Origin of the sequence: Prevotella sp. SGI.167 (assembly GCF_050313615.1) — a bacterium.
Lineage (GTDB): Bacteria > Bacteroidota > Bacteroidia > Bacteroidales > Bacteroidaceae > Prevotella.
The window spans coordinates 96946-112435 of sequence record NZ_JBNPLT010000011.1 but is presented as its reverse complement, the minus strand read 5'-3'; the positions used below and the strand labels follow the sequence as shown (position 1 = coordinate 112435).

General features: G+C 46.0%; 12 protein-coding genes, 1 tRNA gene and 1 pseudogene. 7 read left to right on the top strand and 7 right to left on the bottom strand.

The features are described 5' to 3' along the window. Positions 1–408: 408 nt before the first annotated feature. The 4 genes from ACQRBJ_RS07740 to ACQRBJ_RS07725 all read right to left on the bottom strand — a co-directional run bounded on the left by ACQRBJ_RS07740 (position 409) and on the right by ACQRBJ_RS07725 (position 5828). On the bottom strand, positions 409–1299 hold the full coding sequence (locus ACQRBJ_RS07740; protein ID WP_445303274.1) for a hypothetical protein: 891 nt from the start codon (positions 1297–1299) through the stop codon (positions 409–411). Positions 1300–1378: 79 nt separating this feature from the next. Then, a complete protein-coding gene (locus ACQRBJ_RS07735) occupies positions 1379–2212 on the bottom strand; it encodes a CPBP family intramembrane glutamic endopeptidase (RefSeq protein WP_445303273.1) in 834 nt (277 codons plus the stop codon). Continuing rightward, on the bottom strand, positions 2199–3149 hold the full coding sequence (locus tag ACQRBJ_RS07730) for a bifunctional riboflavin kinase/FAD synthetase (RefSeq protein WP_445303272.1): 951 nt from the start codon (positions 3147–3149) through the stop codon (positions 2199–2201). The genes ACQRBJ_RS07735 and ACQRBJ_RS07730 overlap by 14 nt, the downstream gene beginning before the upstream one ends. Positions 3150–3188: 39 nt before the next feature. Continuing rightward, positions 3189–5828 carry a calcium-translocating P-type ATPase, PMCA-type gene (locus ACQRBJ_RS07725; RefSeq protein ID WP_445303271.1) on the bottom strand — a complete coding sequence of 880 codons (2640 nt, stop codon included), beginning with the start codon at positions 5826–5828 and terminating at the stop codon, positions 3189–3191. Positions 5829–6004: 176 nt separating this feature from the next. Here ACQRBJ_RS07725 and ACQRBJ_RS07720 point away from each other — a divergent pair. The 4 genes from ACQRBJ_RS07720 to ACQRBJ_RS07705 all read left to right on the top strand — a co-directional run bounded on the left by ACQRBJ_RS07720 (position 6005) and on the right by ACQRBJ_RS07705 (position 8666). Beyond that, positions 6005–6078: transfer RNA gene (locus tag ACQRBJ_RS07720), tRNA-Ile, on the top strand. A gap of 196 nt (positions 6079–6274) precedes the next feature. Then, complete coding sequence (locus ACQRBJ_RS07715; RefSeq protein ID WP_445303270.1) at positions 6275–7858, top strand: AAA family ATPase; 1584 nt, start codon at positions 6275–6277, stop codon at positions 7856–7858. 222 nt (positions 7859–8080) lie between these two features. Beyond that, positions 8081–8332 (top strand): prevent-host-death family protein, encoded by a 252-nt coding sequence (locus ACQRBJ_RS07710; RefSeq protein ID WP_287562838.1) that lies wholly within the window; start codon positions 8081–8083, stop codon positions 8330–8332. Further along, positions 8322–8666 carry an addiction module toxin RelE gene (locus ACQRBJ_RS07705; RefSeq protein ID WP_294967801.1) on the top strand — a complete coding sequence of 115 codons (345 nt, stop codon included), beginning with the start codon at positions 8322–8324 and terminating at the stop codon, positions 8664–8666. The genes ACQRBJ_RS07710 and ACQRBJ_RS07705 overlap by 11 nt, the downstream gene beginning before the upstream one ends. Positions 8667–8933: 267 nt before the next feature. Here the strand turns inward: ACQRBJ_RS07705 and ACQRBJ_RS07700 are convergent, their stop codons facing one another. Further along, positions 8934–9893, bottom strand: a complete 960-nt coding sequence (locus tag ACQRBJ_RS07700) for a hypothetical protein (protein ID WP_445303269.1) — start codon at positions 9891–9893, stop codon at positions 8934–8936. Positions 9894–9946: 53 nt separating this feature from the next. Continuing rightward, on the bottom strand, positions 9947–10348 hold the full coding sequence (locus ACQRBJ_RS07695; RefSeq protein WP_287562843.1) for a DUF3997 domain-containing protein: 402 nt from the start codon (positions 10346–10348) through the stop codon (positions 9947–9949). A gap of 145 nt (positions 10349–10493) precedes the next feature. Here ACQRBJ_RS07695 and ACQRBJ_RS07690 point away from each other — a divergent pair. The 3 genes and pseudogenes from ACQRBJ_RS07690 to pafA form a co-directional block, all read left to right on the top strand. Next, positions 10494–10745 (top strand): annotated as a pseudogene (locus tag ACQRBJ_RS07690) (hypothetical protein); the annotation flags it as partial. Positions 10746–11066: 321 nt separating this feature from the next. Continuing rightward, positions 11067–13037, top strand: coding sequence for a heavy metal translocating P-type ATPase (locus tag ACQRBJ_RS07685; protein WP_445303278.1), 1971 nt, complete (start codon positions 11067–11069; stop codon positions 13035–13037). 81 nt (positions 13038–13118) lie between these two features. After that, the gene (pafA, locus tag ACQRBJ_RS07680) at positions 13119–14729 is read left to right on the top strand and encodes an alkaline phosphatase PafA (protein WP_445303268.1); all 1611 of its coding nucleotides are present in this window, start codon (positions 13119–13121) and stop codon (positions 14727–14729) included. Between the two features lie 93 nt (positions 14730–14822). Here pafA and aat read toward each other — a convergent pair whose 3' ends face one another. After that, positions 14823–15488 carry a leucyl/phenylalanyl-tRNA--protein transferase gene (gene aat / locus ACQRBJ_RS07675; RefSeq protein WP_295346366.1) on the bottom strand — a complete coding sequence of 222 codons (666 nt, stop codon included), beginning with the start codon at positions 15486–15488 and terminating at the stop codon, positions 14823–14825. Between the last annotated feature and the right edge of the window lie 2 nt (positions 15489–15490).

Below are 15490 nucleotides of genomic sequence, written 5' to 3'. Positions count from 1 at the left end.
CATTAGCATTTCTTAATATAAGTTATTGATTTACAGACGATTAAATGTTAATTTAACGCAGTATTGATTTATATATAATATAAGGTATGGGAAAGAGGGGGAGGATGCAAAAAACAGCTGTTAACTGTTAACCTGTTAACTCCTTGCCCTCTTTGTTAACGAATCTAACTCATAGTTTTCTTCCCCAAAACTCACCGTTTCTCGGTACAGAAGTCATCGTTTTCTTCTTGGCAACTCATCGCTTACCGAATCAAAATCCTTGTTTTTTTAATGATTTCATGTTAAAAAAATAACACGGACAAATTCAATTTGTCCGGACTAATTGTCCGATGACTTATAAACAACTGATTATTGGATAGTTACAAGCATCCTGACAAAAGAGCCGGACAAATTCAATTTGCCCGTGTTTTATTTTTCAACCGAAAATCGAATATAAGTTCTATCATCGAAGCTCTTATTGCCCTCTACGATGCCCTTGGTGGCGATAAAGGAATGGATGTTCTGAGGGTCGTTGGCAATCTGCTCTGCCAATGCCACCTCGCTCGCTGCCAAGGTTGTCTCCAGGAACGGATAGCCATCGCTCGCCAAGACTATCTCGGAGGAAGAGACAAAAATTGTACCTGATGCAGAAACGGAGTCAGAGCAAGGGACAGAATCTGATGCTGGGACAGAATCTTGAACAGAATCTTGAACAGAACAAGAATCTGAAACAGAGACAACCTTCACTCCCTCCCGATAGATAGGAAATCCATCGATAACCGTATAGGTCCGGTTCTGCCCCGAAAGCATCGCCTTGATAAGCAATGGCTCTATCTGCTTTCTAGCCACAGCAGGCGAAAGTCCCTGCTCTATCAGTTCTACCCTCTTTCTGGCAATCTCCTGCTCATAAGGCTTGCCGTTCTCATAGAGCTTTCCATCGATGATGGCCTGGCAATCGCCCAGCATCCAGACTTCATTTCTTGTCCGGCTATAAAGGATAGCCGAGGCAGTAAGTCGCTCTTCGGGATGCTCCTTCAAACGTTCTTCCACCCCTAGCTTTTCATACACTTTATTATATATATACGCCGTTACGCCCTGGCAGAAATCATCCGCCGAGGCATCCGCTTTCAACTCCTCACGAATATACTCCGAGATAAGCATCATGGCATATCTTCCGTTCTTCATATCAGGATTGAGATGCTTCGGCGTCTTGCTCGTACTGCCATCAATCACAGCGATGAAATCATCGGTAACTACCATTCCATCCTCACAAGCCTCCTGGCTCTTCTTTCCTATAATGCTGCTTTCTATTATCTTCATAAAATCTACTAATCTATCTGATTACATATCTGAAAAAAGGCTACCCATTCAGGTAACCTTTTTACTCGTTTATTATCTCTTAAGCCTTTGCTTTCTTTAATCTGATAATCAGCTGTATAAAACTTGGAATCATGATGCAGAGAGAGAAGCCTACGGCATAATACATGGTCTTCTCATCGCCATGGAAGAGGTCGATGAGCTTGCCATCGCTCTGCGGCATGATATTGGAAAGTACATACGCCATCGTGTTGTTCACCCAGTGGAGCAGGATGCCCGGAACAAGACTCCCGGTGCGATAATACATCCAACCCAGGAGCAAACCCATCAGAAGGGCATTGATAAACTGCGCCTGGTTGCAATGAACCGCTCCGAAGATGGCTGCCGAAATCATGATGGCTACCCAATGGTTCTTCTTGCTCATGATGCCCAGCAGGGTGCGGAGGATGGCTCCACGGAATACAACCTCTTCGGCAAGAGGCGCCAGGATGCCGACCGCTACATAGCCCCAAGGCTCCTTCATCAGCGAGGTGAATATCTGCTGAGTATTCTCATCCATCTCGATGCCCAGCTGTTCATAGAGGAACGACAGGGGAATGATGGTTCCCAGGGAGAACAATGCCACCCAGAGAAGCGTGCCCCAAGGCTTGGAAAGCAGATAACCGCGGGTAAGCGGAGTCCACTTCGTCTTCAGGAAGATGATGAGGGTGATGACACTGCTGAACACCGAAACAAGCGCCGTAAGAATGGCGTTACCGCCCGTACTTGCAGCCTGAAGCGTTGCCTGATAACCTTCGCCCTTGATGCCTGCCCAGATTCCTGTGCCGGCATACATCATGATGATCTGTACTACTATAAATATAATAAGGTAGAGGACTACATCCGTCAAACCTCTCTTTAAATTAATCTTTGCCATTTTCTATCTCCTTATTAAAAAATTCCATAACCGTCTTTTCATCCTCCTTCAACTGCTCTGCCAGTTCCTCAGGCGAATCAAACTTCTGCTCGCCCCGTATCCGCTTCATAAAGCCTACAAGCAGGAGCTGGTCGTAGATGTCGCCATCGAAATTGAAGACATGAGCCTCCAGGGTTATCTGCTTACCATTGAAGGTTGGGCGATTGCCCACATTCATCATTCCCCGTTTCCATACCACCGTATTCTCCAGTCTTACCTTTACGGCATAGACACCAGGAGCAGGAATCAACTGTCCGAAATGCGAGATATCGAGATTGGCTGTAGGGAAGCCGAGTTTTCTGCCTTCATGGAATCCATTCACCACCTTTCCGATGAGGGTGTAAGGGAAACCGAGGCACCGGGCTGCCATCTCCACTTCTCCCTCTTTCAGGAATGAGCGGATTACGGAAGAAGAGATGTTGATGCCATCTATCTGGAAGGCCTCGTTCCTGATTACCTCAATGCCAATCTCCCTGCCGTAGCGCACGTAATCTTCGAAAGTCTCCTCACGGTTGTGCCCGAATCGATGGTCGTAGCCGATGAAGAGTTTCCTTACGTTGAGATGGTCGTGGAGCACCTGCTGCATAAACTCTCTTGCCGACATCGCAGCCATCGCCTTGTCGAAATGCAGCACCACGGCATTATCCACTTCCGTCTTCGAAAGCAGCAGCAGCTTGGAATCGAGCGTGCTCAGCATCTCAGGCTGATAATCCGCCTGCAATACCTTGCGGGGATGCGCATCGAAGGTGATGACGGTAGATTGCAAGCCATCCTTTCGTGCTGTCTCTACGAGATGATGAATCAGGAACTGATGTCCCCGATGCACCCCATCGAAGAATCCGATGGTTGCCACACATAGCGGCAACTGCACGGTATCGTTATAATGTATTGTATTCATTCTATCTTTATCGTTCATATCAGAAGAATCCCCTGTGGGTTATCTTCTCTTTGCCATCATTCTCTTAAAAGCTCTCCATAGCTCGCCCACCCAAAGTACAACGGAGGTTGAGCCGATGATGAGCAGCCACTCGTGGAGCGACAATGGTGTGGTGCGGAACATTTCGCCACCAAAGGTTACGATAATCCACTGACCCACCAATACCAGTACAAGCACCAGAATCATTCCCTTATCCTTCAGGAAATGGCGGAAGGCGGTGTGATGACTCATCAGCGCCTTGGCATTGAAGAGGTTCCAGAACTGGATCATCACGAAGGTGGTGAAGAACATGGTCAGTTCATGCACATCTACTCCACCCTTGCCTCTGCGCTCACAGTAAACCAGCAGGGCAAACATCACGAGGAAGAAGACGATGCCGCAGAACAGGATACCGAAACCGATGCTCTTGTTGATGATGAAATCGGATGCCTTGCGTGGCTTATCCTTCATCACCTCGTGAGATGGAGGCAATGAGGCAAGTGCCAGGGCTGCGAAGGTATCCATGATAAGGTTCACCCAAAGAATCTGGGTTACCGTCAACGGCATTTCAGTTCCGATAACTGAGCCGCCAAGCACCAGCAGGAGAGCTGCCACATTGACTACCAACTGGAAGAAGAGGAAACGCTGCAGGTTGCGATAGAGCGAGCGTCCCCACATCACGGCGTTGGCGATAGACTTGAAGGAATCATCGAGCAGGGTCATATCCGAAGCCTCCTTAGCCACGGAAGTTCCCGAACCCAGCGACAAGCCCACGTGGGCATAGTGAAGCGCCGGAGCATCGTTGGTACCGTCGCCTGTTACAGCAACCACCTCGCCACGCTTCTGGAGCATGGCCACCAGTCGCTGCTTATCGGTAGGACGGGCACGGCTCATCACACGGATATCCTTCGCCCGTTCGTAAGCCTCTTCATCAGAAAGAGCCTCCCACTGTTCACCCGTAATCATCTGCTGGTCGAGCGAGGTCAGAGAGCCATCAGCTCCGATATTCTCAGGTTCATCTTCGAAGACACCTATCTGCTTGCCTATCTCCAAGGCGGTGGCAGCCGTATCACCCGTAACCACCTTCACCTCGATACCCGCATGGCGGCACTCCTGCACGGCAGCAGGAACATCAGGACGGATAGGATCGACAATGGCTGCAATGGCCTGCAACTGAAGATCGTTGGCATCGAGAAGTGCTACCACTTCGGCAGTAGAGGTTCTGGAAGTTCTCATGATAGAAGTTTCTATCTTCTTATAGGCGAATGCCAGGGTTCTCATAGCCTTATGCTGCCACTCATCGAGTTCTTCGGCTGACTGTCTCAGCATTCTATCTTCAATGATGCATTTCTTCATCACGATTTCAGGCGCACCCTTCACGAAGAGATAGGTCTCGCCATCAACTTCTGCCAAGGTTGCCATCATCTTTCTCTCGGTAGAGAAAGGCAACTGCTTGAGCACATTCACCTGCTTGCGGAGTTCTTCATAATCCTTGCCCTGGGCATCGAGCCAGAGCAGGAGAGCCGACTCGGTAGGGTTTCCGATAGGTTTGCCGTCATTCAACTCGGCTGTAGAGTTGAGGGCGATGGCAGTATCGAGCAGCGCCTCATCGCCCTGCTTGAGTTCCAGGGCGCTCACCTGCATCTTGTTCTGGGTAAGCGTACCGGTTTTATCGGTACAGATCACGGTAACGGCACCCATGGTTTCGCAGGCATGAAGCTTGCGCACCAGATTGTTCGACTTCAGCATTCTTCGCATGTTGAGCGCCAGAGAAAGGGTAATCGCCATCGGCAATCCCTCAGGCACCGCCATCACAATCAGGGTAACAGCCATCATGAAGTATTTCAGCACGATTTCTGCCATATAGAAATAATCCTTGCCACCCCATGCCGGGTTGGTGAGGATATCATGAATCAGGAAGATGAAGAAGGCTGCCACAGATACTACGGAGCCTACCTTGGAAATCATCTTTGCCAACTTATCGAGCTGCATGTGTAGCGGTGTCTCCACCGAAGTCTGCTCGGTAGATTTCTTCGCCACCTTACCAATCTCGGTAGCATCGCCCACGGCAGTAACCACGAACTCGCCCCTACCATTCATCACCATGGTAGAACGGAGGATGACGTTGCGTGGATAGGCTCCATCGCCACCGCCCTCCAGAGATTTCTCGGTAACGGGTTCGCCCGTAAGGGCAGATTCATTAATCTGCAGGTCGTTGCAGACGATGAGTTCGCCATCGGCAGGCACCTCGTCGCCCACTTCCACGAGTACCACATCTCCCACCACCACATCGTGGCGCGGAATTTCCATCACCTTACCATTGCGGCGCACCTTTACCGGCTGCTCTTCGCTGAGTGCCGTGAGCAGATTAAACTTCTTAGCCGCATCGCGCTCAAAGTAGAAGCCCACGGTAGTAGCAAGGAAAACTGCCACGAAGATACCGATGGTCTCCATGAAATTCTTTTCGATAAAAGCGAGGATAAGGGATACGAAAGCCGCCACAAGAAGTATCTGGATAATCGGATCGCGATACTTATCCAAATACAGTTTCCATAATGAGGTACGTTGAGGAGGGGTTAGCACGTTTTTGCCATGCTGTTCCCTACTCTGTTTTACTTGTTCGTCGGTAAGACCGATTCTTTTGTTTTTGTCTATGTCCATTTCTGAATAGAAATACTTTTCTTTTGTACGATTAATAAGTACATACGCACGTGTGCGCACATAATTTTGGTGCAAAGATACGCTATTTTTCTGATTCAAGGAAAATTTTTAAGATTTTATTTGGTTATTTGCCCAAAATCTAGTATCTTTGCACTCGAATTTGATAAAAATTCAATGGACTTGTAGCTCAGTTGGTTAGAGCAACAGACTCATAATCTGGAGGTCCTAGGTTCAAGCCCTAGCTGGTCCACTTTGAAAATCAAGCAGTTAAGCAGAAAGTGCTTAACTGCTTTTTTCGTTTTCAGGAAACAATGATTGAAACCGCGCATTCAAGCATGCAGAAAGAATGTACATCCTAAAAGCAACACCGTAATTCCTCTTTTAAAATTTGGTGGTTTCAATTATTTGCCGTATCTTTGCGCCATACAAATAAAGGAGAAAGGATTATGGCAAACAATGAATACAGAAAGCTGCCTATAGGCATACAATCTTTCAACAAGATAAGAGAAGAAAACTATCTCTATGTTGATAAGACTGACATCATTTGGGATTTGGCGAACAAAGGTAGAAGGTATAATTACTTGAGCCGTCCTCGCCGATTCGGAAAGTCTGTGCTCATTGATACGCTACAATGTTACTTTGAAGGAAGAAAGGAACTCTTCGAAGGTCTCAAAATCATGGACTTGGAGAAGGATTGGAAGGCATATCCTGTGATTCGACTCGACATGAGCCGTGGAGGAGCCAATGCAGAAACCTTGCGTTCGTACCTGAATCTGCGATTCGGATACTACGAAGAGAAGTATGCCATCACTCCCGATCCTACCGCCCAGCTTGCCGACCGCTTTGATGCCATCATTACGACGGCATACAAACAGACGGGCTTGAAGGTTGCCATCCTCATCGACGAATATGACTCTCCACTCCAGCACTCTTGGAAGACCCCGGAACACGAAGCATGCACCGAGGTATATCGTGAAGTCTTTGCCATTTTAAAGGCCGATGATGAATACGAGCGTCTGGTCTTTATCACAGGCATCACCAAGTTTACGCAGATTTCCCTTTTCTCCGTGCTCAACAATTTAACCAACATCAGTTTCCTCCCTGAATATGCAGCCATCTGCGGCATCACTGAGGAGGAGATAAAAGAAAACTTCAAGCCTGAACTTGAAAAAATGGCAGAGGTAAACGGATGGACTTTACAGGAAACCCACGACAAGCTGAAGGACTACTACGACGGTTACCATTTCAGTCGCAGAAACATGGTTGACGTCTACAATCCTTTCAGCCTCATCAATGCGCTTGACACCCAGGATCTCAACAGTTATTGGGCATCATCGGGAGCCACTTCCATGCTGCCGAAGTTCATTAAAGATGCTGAGTTGCGCCTACCTGATTTTGAGGATTGCATGATTCTCCGCAACACATTGGAGACTTCCGATGTTACTGGCGGAGGTCCAGAACTCTTCTTATATCAATCAGGTTATCTCACCATCAAATCGTGCGTAGGAAATGTCTATCACTTAGGCTTCCCAAATGAAGAGGTAAAACAGGCGCTCTACGAATGCGTACTGCCTGCATTGACCATGCGAGAAGAGGCTGATACGCAGTCTCTACAAGCGCAGTTGTACCAATATTTGGAATATAAAGAGTTAGACAAAGCGATGAAAGCGCTCAAAGCATTGGTTGCCGATGTGCCTTACAGCAACAAGAAGTTGGCATCCATGGATATGGAAGAGCGTTACCGTCTGATCATCAGTACCATCTTGAATGCCATCGGCTTGAAGGTGGAAGTAGAGCACATGCTTTCTACTGGCAGAATCGACCTCATTGTCAAAACAACTCATCACATCTACGTAATAGAGTTGAAGTTAAGAAACAATGGAGGCAAGGAAGCTGCCATCAAGCAAATTCATGACCGACAATACCTGGAGCCTTTCAAGGCCGACAAGCGAGAGGTAGTAGGCTTAGGCATAGAACTAGACGAAGAAGGCAAAGGCGTTTTGGATTGGGAAATGGTAAATGAAGAATAAAGCAATAAACTACATTGGCAATAAATTCGGGAACTTCATTGTATGGATAATACTGCATGAAGAAATTCTACATTAAACACAAACCAACTTCTACTATTATGTGGAGGTTGGCTTTGTTTTTTAGCTAATTATCCATAAAAACAAAAATTTGGTTACCAAAATGGTTGCCAAGTCAAATAAAAACATTATCTTTGCACCGTAAACTTTAAAACATTTAAGATTATGTTAGTAGTCAGTACAAGAGATTTCAGAACAAACCAGACCAAATACCTTAAAAAGGCAAACGCTGGTGAACACGTGATTTTAAAGTCACGTACAGGTAGCTTCAAGATTGTACCTATCAGCTCAGATGATATTGTGAGCAACAAGAGAGACCTTGCAGCTGAACTTCGTGGTGCTTTGCAGGAAGTAAAAGACCATATGGAAGGAAAGAAACAACTTCAATCCTTAGACAGTCTTCTCGATGAGCTATAATCTTCACGTTTCTTCTTACTTTGCCAAAGAAGCCAAACGACTGAGTAAGAAATACCCAAGTTTCAAACATGACTTGGATAAATTCAAAAAGAGCTTGCAAGAGAATCCTCTTCAAGGAACAGAACTATCACCTGGCATCCGCAAGATACGAATGGCTATTGAGTCCAAACATAAAGGACTCTCGGGTGGAGCAAGAGTTATCACTTACAATGTTCTAGCACAAGAACAAAATGGAGAGATAGAACTCCTGTTGCTCTATGACAAGGGCGATACTGAGACTGTAAAACTCAGCGTGGTGAAAGAGATTATCAGAGAAATGGGGTTCTCTCTATAAAATGAATCCCTAAAAACTTTGCATCATGCAATCTATCGTTGCACCTGCAAAAAGGATGATTGTTGACTAATTTCATTCTATCAGTGTTCATTAACAGGTTGATAAATAGCATAAAAAGACTTGTAGCTCAGTTGGTTACACCTTGCTAAGTTCGCGGGAGTTAGTAAGGCTCGGCACAGACTCATAATCTGGAGGTCCTTGGTTCAAGCCCAAGCTGGTCCACTTTGAAAATCAAGCAGTTAAACTATTGCGGCTTAACTGCTTTTTTCATTGCAAGTTTGCTTGAATTTGGTCGATTTGTTTTTGCGTATTCCGCAAAAGTTTCTTTGCCCAGCTTACTCCTTCACCATGTTCGGAGAATGCGATATAATCTAGCCCTAACGCAACTAATTCTTTAAACTGCAAAAGAGCATCTTCAGATAAACCGTTAAACATCAACGCAACAGCATAGTCATACTTAACAAGAGGGTCATTGGGTTCTTGCTCAAAAGCTGCTTTTGCATAAGTTAAGCAACCTGCCTTATCCCCAATAGTCTTATAGGTCTCGGAAAGAATCGTCTTCAAATAATACTCTTTGGAATAACGCTTGCAAATGACACGAAGATAACGCACTAGTTTCTCCTTATTGTTACTCTCTTCCAAAGCATCAATCTTTTTCAAGATTCGATTCCGCTGAGATTCTGAAGCATATCCTATATCTGAAGCTTTTGCAACAGTCCTTGGATGACTATACTTTAATACTTTATAGAAAAGAACAGCTTCCTTTTTTGAGAAATCACTTTCAATACCTTTTCCTCGGTGTGACAAATGCTCTTCCATGAGAGCCAAGGCCTCCTTATCTTTAAAAAGGTGATAGAAACAATCTGCCTTATAATATCTGGAATCATTGATGACAGACTTTGCCCATCTGACACCATAGCCATTTTCCGCAACCTCCTCAATAGTCATATTTAAAACAACATCCCACTCTTCTATGGATTGCTCATATTTTTCTAATGACCAAAGGATTCTGCCACGAGTATAATTCAAGAGAGGCATGACAGGGCATACCTCTTTTGCTTTATCGGCATAAGACAAAGCTTCCTTATCTTTGCATCTGTTCCATAGGACATTTGCAAGTTGAGTCAACAAATAGCAGTTATTTGGTGACAAAGCAAGTTCCTTTCTCAACAGTTTTTCTGCTGCTGAGAAGGAATTGCTTTTTATGAGTTCTATCAACCTATCCATCTTACTGTATTATCTTCTTTTAGTATGAAAATGTTCCACTGCTCTTCACCGTATCATTTCTTATGTAAAGCTAGCTGAATTCTTAAAGAATCTACAATACAGCCATATCTACTTTTATCCAATGGACCATAAATCGTATCCTTAACTTTATCTATAATCCAAAACGTTCTTCCTTGCAGTTTCATTTGCTGATAATATTTAATATCCTTTCCGAACCAAACAGTATCATTGTCAAGTGCTGCTGAGTCAAAATTTTGATGTGCCACGATAAACTGTTCATTATAAGCATAATCTATAATTTCAGGAAATAGCACCAATGTGTCAACACCTTGCTCGTTTTGTTTATAAATGCCTTTTTCACAAAAAGAGTAACCGTTGCCTAAATCCCAGTAATCACCATGAATGCAACTTGTTACCAATAGCCCTATTAGTATAAATATCACACAATGTTTCATCTTAAAAGATTTTTATTATTCCTAATTTCCGTAACACCATAATTTAATTTTATAAGAGCAACACATAGTTGCTTTGGATTTTACCATGTCAGAAATTTCACTTATCTTAGTGTTGTATATAAAAACAAATAAAACTCTGAATGACATGGCAAAAATACAAATAAAATCTAAGAAACTTGCTCCTTTTGGAGGAATTCTTTCGTTTATGGAGTTATTTAATGCTCTTTTGGATCAAACAATAGATTTCACCTTGGGATTGAGATGTACATTGTATGGCTATTAATATAGTGAGATTCTACGTTCTCTAATGTTGGTATATCTTTGTGGCGGCTCATGTATTGAGGATGTTACAACACACCTTATGAAACATTTGTCACTCCATCAGTTTCTTCTTACTTTGCCCAAGAAGCCAGACGATTGAGTAAGAGTATCCGGCAAAAAAGAGGGCAACTGGAGCTTTTGCAACCAAGTTGCAGAAACCTTTTCGTAATTTTGCAACCGAAATAGAAAAAGGAACTGAATGTTCCGGAGTATATAGAACTAAAAGTATTGCAAAATTATGGAAGAAATGAAACTTTCTCACGAACATCATCATGAATGCCATTGTGAAAATTCTCACGAACATCATCATGAACATCATCATGACTGCTCATGCTCCACAGAAGAACATGAGCACCAGGGATGCGGTTGCCACCATCATCACCATGAAGAAGGCGGTTTGAAATCCAAACTCATCCTTATCGGTGTAACTGTTATTCTCCTGATAACAGCTGTTTTCATCGAAAAGAATTACGACCTGGCTACCTGGCAGTTACTCCTCGTCTATCTCATTCCTTATTTATTGATAGGACACGAGACGCTGGGCGAAGCTGCAGAAGGTATTGCCAAGGGCGATATGTTTAACGAAAACTTCCTGATGGCTATCGCTACCATCGGAGCCCTTTGCATCGGATTCTTCCCAGGATCAGATACAGAATTCCCGGAGGCAGTCTTTGTGATGCTCTTCTTTCAGGTGGGCGAACTCTTCGAAGGATATGCGGAAGGAAAGAGCCGCGACAGTATTTCGCATCTGATGAATATCCGACCGGATGTAGCGAATGTTGAAAGAAACGGAGAGGTAGAGACCGTTTCGCCGGAAGACGTCAAGATAGGAGAAACTATCGTAATCCGTCCGGGAGAGAAAGTGCCTCTGGATGGCGTTGTCATTGAGGGCAATTCTGCCTTGAATACTGTTGCCCTGACGGGAGAAAGTATGCCACGGGATTTGAACGAAGGCGATACTATCATGTCTGGATGCATCAACCTGTCGGGAGTGGTTCGTGTACGCACCACAAAGAGTTTTGGCGAAAGTACCGTATCCAAGATTATCTCTCTGGTAGAGAGTGCAGACAAGAATAAGTCGAAGAGCGAGGCTTTCATCACCCGTTTTGCCCGAGTCTATACTCCTATCGTTGTTTTCGCAGCCATTACCCTGGCAGTTATTCCTCCATTCCTGGCAGCAACAGGAATCGTAGGTGAAGGAACCTTTGGCGAGAACTTCCCATTATGGCTCAACCGCGCCTTGATATTCCTGGTGGTTTCCTGCCCTTGCGCCCTGGTCATCAGCGTGCCCCTCACCTTCTTTGGCGGCATCGGTGGAGCATCCCGGAACGGTATTCTCATCAAGGGCAGCAACTATATGGATGCTTTAGCCAAGGTGGGAACCGTTGTGTTCGACAAGACGGGTACCTTGACCCACGGAGAGTTTGCCGTGGCAGCTGTTCATACAGACGCTTCCTGCCCAGACCATCCATCCCACAATGCAGATAATGTGCATATTGGCGAATATTCTGACAAGGAGAAGATTCTGCTGCATTTGGCAGCTCATGCCGAGCATTTCACCACTCATCCTATCGGAGCAGCCCTGCGTACTGCCTTCCCGCAAGAAGCAACAGATGGCTGCGAGGTGACCGATGTAGAGGAAATTGCAGGACAGGGTATCCGTGCCCAAGTGACCGGAAAGGTGGTTTGCGTGGGCAACAAGAAGATGATGGAAAGCATCGGCGCCCAATGGCACGACTGCAACCAGGTGGGAACCATCATCCACGTCGCCATTGATGGCAAGTACGCGGGACATATTGTAATCAACGACACCCTTAAGGGAGGAAGCGCCCACGCCATCAGAGAGCTGAAAGAACTGGGAGTAGAGAAAACGGTAATGCTGACGGGTGACCGCAGAGAAGTGGGAGAAGATGTTGCCCACAAACTGGGACTGGACGAGTGCCGCGCAGAACTGCTGCCAACCGACAAGGTTTCGCATGTAGAACAACTGCTGAAGACGAAACCTACAGGCAAGACGCTCGCTTACGTAGGCGATGGCATCAACGATGCCCCTGTATTGAAACGTGCCGATGTGGGCATTGCCATGGGTGGACTGGGTAGCGATGCAGCCATCGAAGCTGCCGATGTAGTACTGATGGATGATGACCCTAGAAAGATTGCCCTTGCCGTAAAGATAGCCAGAAGAACCATTCATATCGCTCACGAGAACGTGATATTTGCAATCGGAGTGAAGGTTGCCGTACTGATTCTCGCCACCATTGGTCTTGGAACCATGTGGATGGCTGTCTTTGCCGATGTAGGTGTTACGGTACTGGCTGTATTGAACGCCATGAGAAGTTTGGGTAAAAATCGTCTTTTTTATCGTTAAATACCAAAATAAGTTGTATCTTTGCAACCGAATTATAATATACAATACTGAATGGTTATGTATAAAAAAGACATTTTGACTATGAATAAGATTTTTAAACTCATCTTCGTGCTCTGCTGCTTCTGCGGCATCGCACAGGCTCAGCCTCAACGACCTAAGCTCGTTGTAGGCATCGTAATCGACCAGATGCGATGGGATTATCTCTATCGCTACTACGCCCGCTACGGCGAAGGCGGATTCAAGAGAATGCTCGGAGAAGGATTCAGCGTAGAAAACTGCAAGATTCCTTACATTCCTTCGGTTACAGCCATCGGCCACTCTTCTATCTGGACCGGTTCCGTTCCTTCCATCCACGGAATTGCAGGAAATAACTTCGTGAAAGATGGAAAGGTAGTGAATTGTACTGCCGACGATACCGTTAACCCTGTAGGTTCCGACAGCAAGGCTGGCAAGATGTCGCCTCGCAATCTGTGGGTAACCACCATCGGCGATGAACTCCGTCTGGCTACCAACAACCGCTCTAAGGTGATTGGTGTAGCCTTGAAAGACAGAGCATCCATCCTCCCTGCGGGCCATCACGCCAATGGCGCTTTCTGGTTTGATGACAAGTCGGGCAAGTTCATCACCAGTACTTTCTATATGGATAAGTTGCCAGAGTGGGTGAACAAGTTCAACAAGCAGAAACTCCCAAACAAGTATCTTTCCAAGAAATGGGAGACGCTCTACCCTATCGATTCCTATAAGGAGAGCACCAACGATGACAACAACTACGAGAATGGAATCGCTGAGGGCGAGAAGGCTGTATTGCCACTCGACCTGCCTACCTTATATAAAAAGCATGGTTACAAGATTCTCCGCAACACTCCATTCGGCTGCAACCTGACTTTCGATATTGCCAAGGCTGCCATCGAGGGCGAGAACCTGGGTAGAAACACAGATACTGACCTGCTAACCATCAGCTGCTCTAGCACCGATTACATCGGTCATCAGGTGGGCGTAAACGCTATCGAAACTGAAGATTGCTATCTTAGATTAGATAAGGCTTTGGCAGATTTCTTCGCTTATCTCGACCAGACCGTAGGCAAGGGAAATTATCTCACCTTCCTCACCGCCGACCATGGAGGCGTGAACAACGCTACCTTCCTGCAGGATCAGCGAATCCCTGCCGGCATCTGGAACAAAAAGGGATTGGTAGAAGAGCTGAATCAGATTCTGAAAGCTAAGTTCAATACCGACAAGGATCTCGTGAAGACGATCATGAACTACCAGGTGTTCTTCAACACAGATATCATCGAAGAACTCGGTTTGGATTACGCAGCCATCAAGCAGGTGGTAGTAGACAGATTGAAGAAAGACAAGGATGTGCACTATGCCTTCGACATGGAGAAGACCTCCACAGAGAGCATTCCTGAAGAGCTGAAGTTCCGTGCCATCAACGGTTACAACCGTGAGCGCAGCGGAAGCGTCCAGATTGTACTGAAGCCTGCCCACTACGAATACGGCAACGGAAAGGGAACTACCCACGGAGCATGGAATCCATACGATATCCATATTCCTTGCCTGTTTATGGGTTGGGGCATCCAGCACGGCGAGAGTGCCCAGCCTCACTATATGACGGATATTGCCGCTACCGTCTGTGCGATGCTGCACATTCAGGCACCTAACGGTTGCATAGGCACACCGATATTCTAAATAAAATAAAGGCTAGATTCCCGATTCTGGGAACCTAGCCTTTATTTCTTTATTCAAAAGAAGTTCTTCTATCCATTCTCAGAAGAATCACTCTTATTCTTCATTCATGATTTCCATATATTCCTCGTAGGAAATATATCTGCCACCCATCGACTTGAGATGCGGGGTTTCCAGCTGACAATCTATCATCTTACCTCCATGCTCCTGCAGATAACGAGCCAGGAAGATAAGGGCTATCTTAGAGCCCGACGGAACCCTGGAGAACATGCTCTCGCCAATGAAGACCTTACCGATGGTGACACCATAAAGTCCGCCTACCAGTTCACCGGTCTCATTATCCCATACCTCCACGCTTGCCGCAAAGCCCTGCTCATGAAGGGCGGTGAATGCCTGGATGATGTTTTCGCCCAACCAGGCACCCTCTTCCTCATAGCGGCCATTGGTCTTGCTGCAGGCACGAATCACAGCATCGAAATCTTCGTTGATTCCCACGCTGTATCGGTTCTTCCTCAGCAGGGTGCGCATGGAATGACTGATGTGGATTTCGTCCGGGAAGATGACGAAGCGCTTCATCGGACAGAACCAGAGAATCTCCGGCTGGTCGCGAAAGCTATACCAGGGAAAGATGCCGTTGCTGTAAGCCAGCAGCAGGCGGTCGATACTCAAGTCGCCACCTATCGCAAAACATCCGTCGTCATCGCCGTAATGCGGATCGGGAAAATAAATCTCTTCCGCATTTTCATCTATCTGTAATATCATCG

Coding starts and splice junctions, on each gene's coding strand:
- ACQRBJ_RS07740 (WP_445303274.1), bottom strand. CDS start 1,299: ATGAAGATAATAGAAAGCAGCATTATAGGAAAGAAGAGCCAGGAGGCT.
- ACQRBJ_RS07735 (WP_445303273.1), bottom strand. CDS start 2,212: ATGGCAAAGATTAATTTAAAGAGAGGTTTGACGGATGTAGTCCTCTAC.
- ACQRBJ_RS07730 (WP_445303272.1), bottom strand. CDS start 3,149: ATGAATACAATACATTATAACGATACCGTGCAGTTGCCGCTATGTGTG.
- ACQRBJ_RS07725 (WP_445303271.1), bottom strand. CDS start 5,828: ATGGACATAGACAAAAACAAAAGAATCGGTCTTACCGACGAACAAGTA.
- ACQRBJ_RS07715 (WP_445303270.1), top strand. CDS start 6,275: ATGGCAAACAATGAATACAGAAAGCTGCCTATAGGCATACAATCTTTC.
- ACQRBJ_RS07710 (WP_287562838.1), top strand. CDS start 8,081: ATGTTAGTAGTCAGTACAAGAGATTTCAGAACAAACCAGACCAAATAC.
- ACQRBJ_RS07705 (WP_294967801.1), top strand. CDS start 8,322: ATGAGCTATAATCTTCACGTTTCTTCTTACTTTGCCAAAGAAGCCAAA.
- ACQRBJ_RS07700 (WP_445303269.1), bottom strand. CDS start 9,893: ATGGATAGGTTGATAGAACTCATAAAAAGCAATTCCTTCTCAGCAGCA.
- ACQRBJ_RS07695 (WP_287562843.1), bottom strand. CDS start 10,348: ATGAAACATTGTGTGATATTTATACTAATAGGGCTATTGGTAACAAGT.
- pafA (WP_445303268.1), top strand. CDS start 13,119: ATGAATAAGATTTTTAAACTCATCTTCGTGCTCTGCTGCTTCTGCGGC.
- aat (WP_295346366.1), bottom strand. CDS start 15,488: ATGATATTACAGATAGATGAAAATGCGGAAGAGATTTATTTTCCCGAT.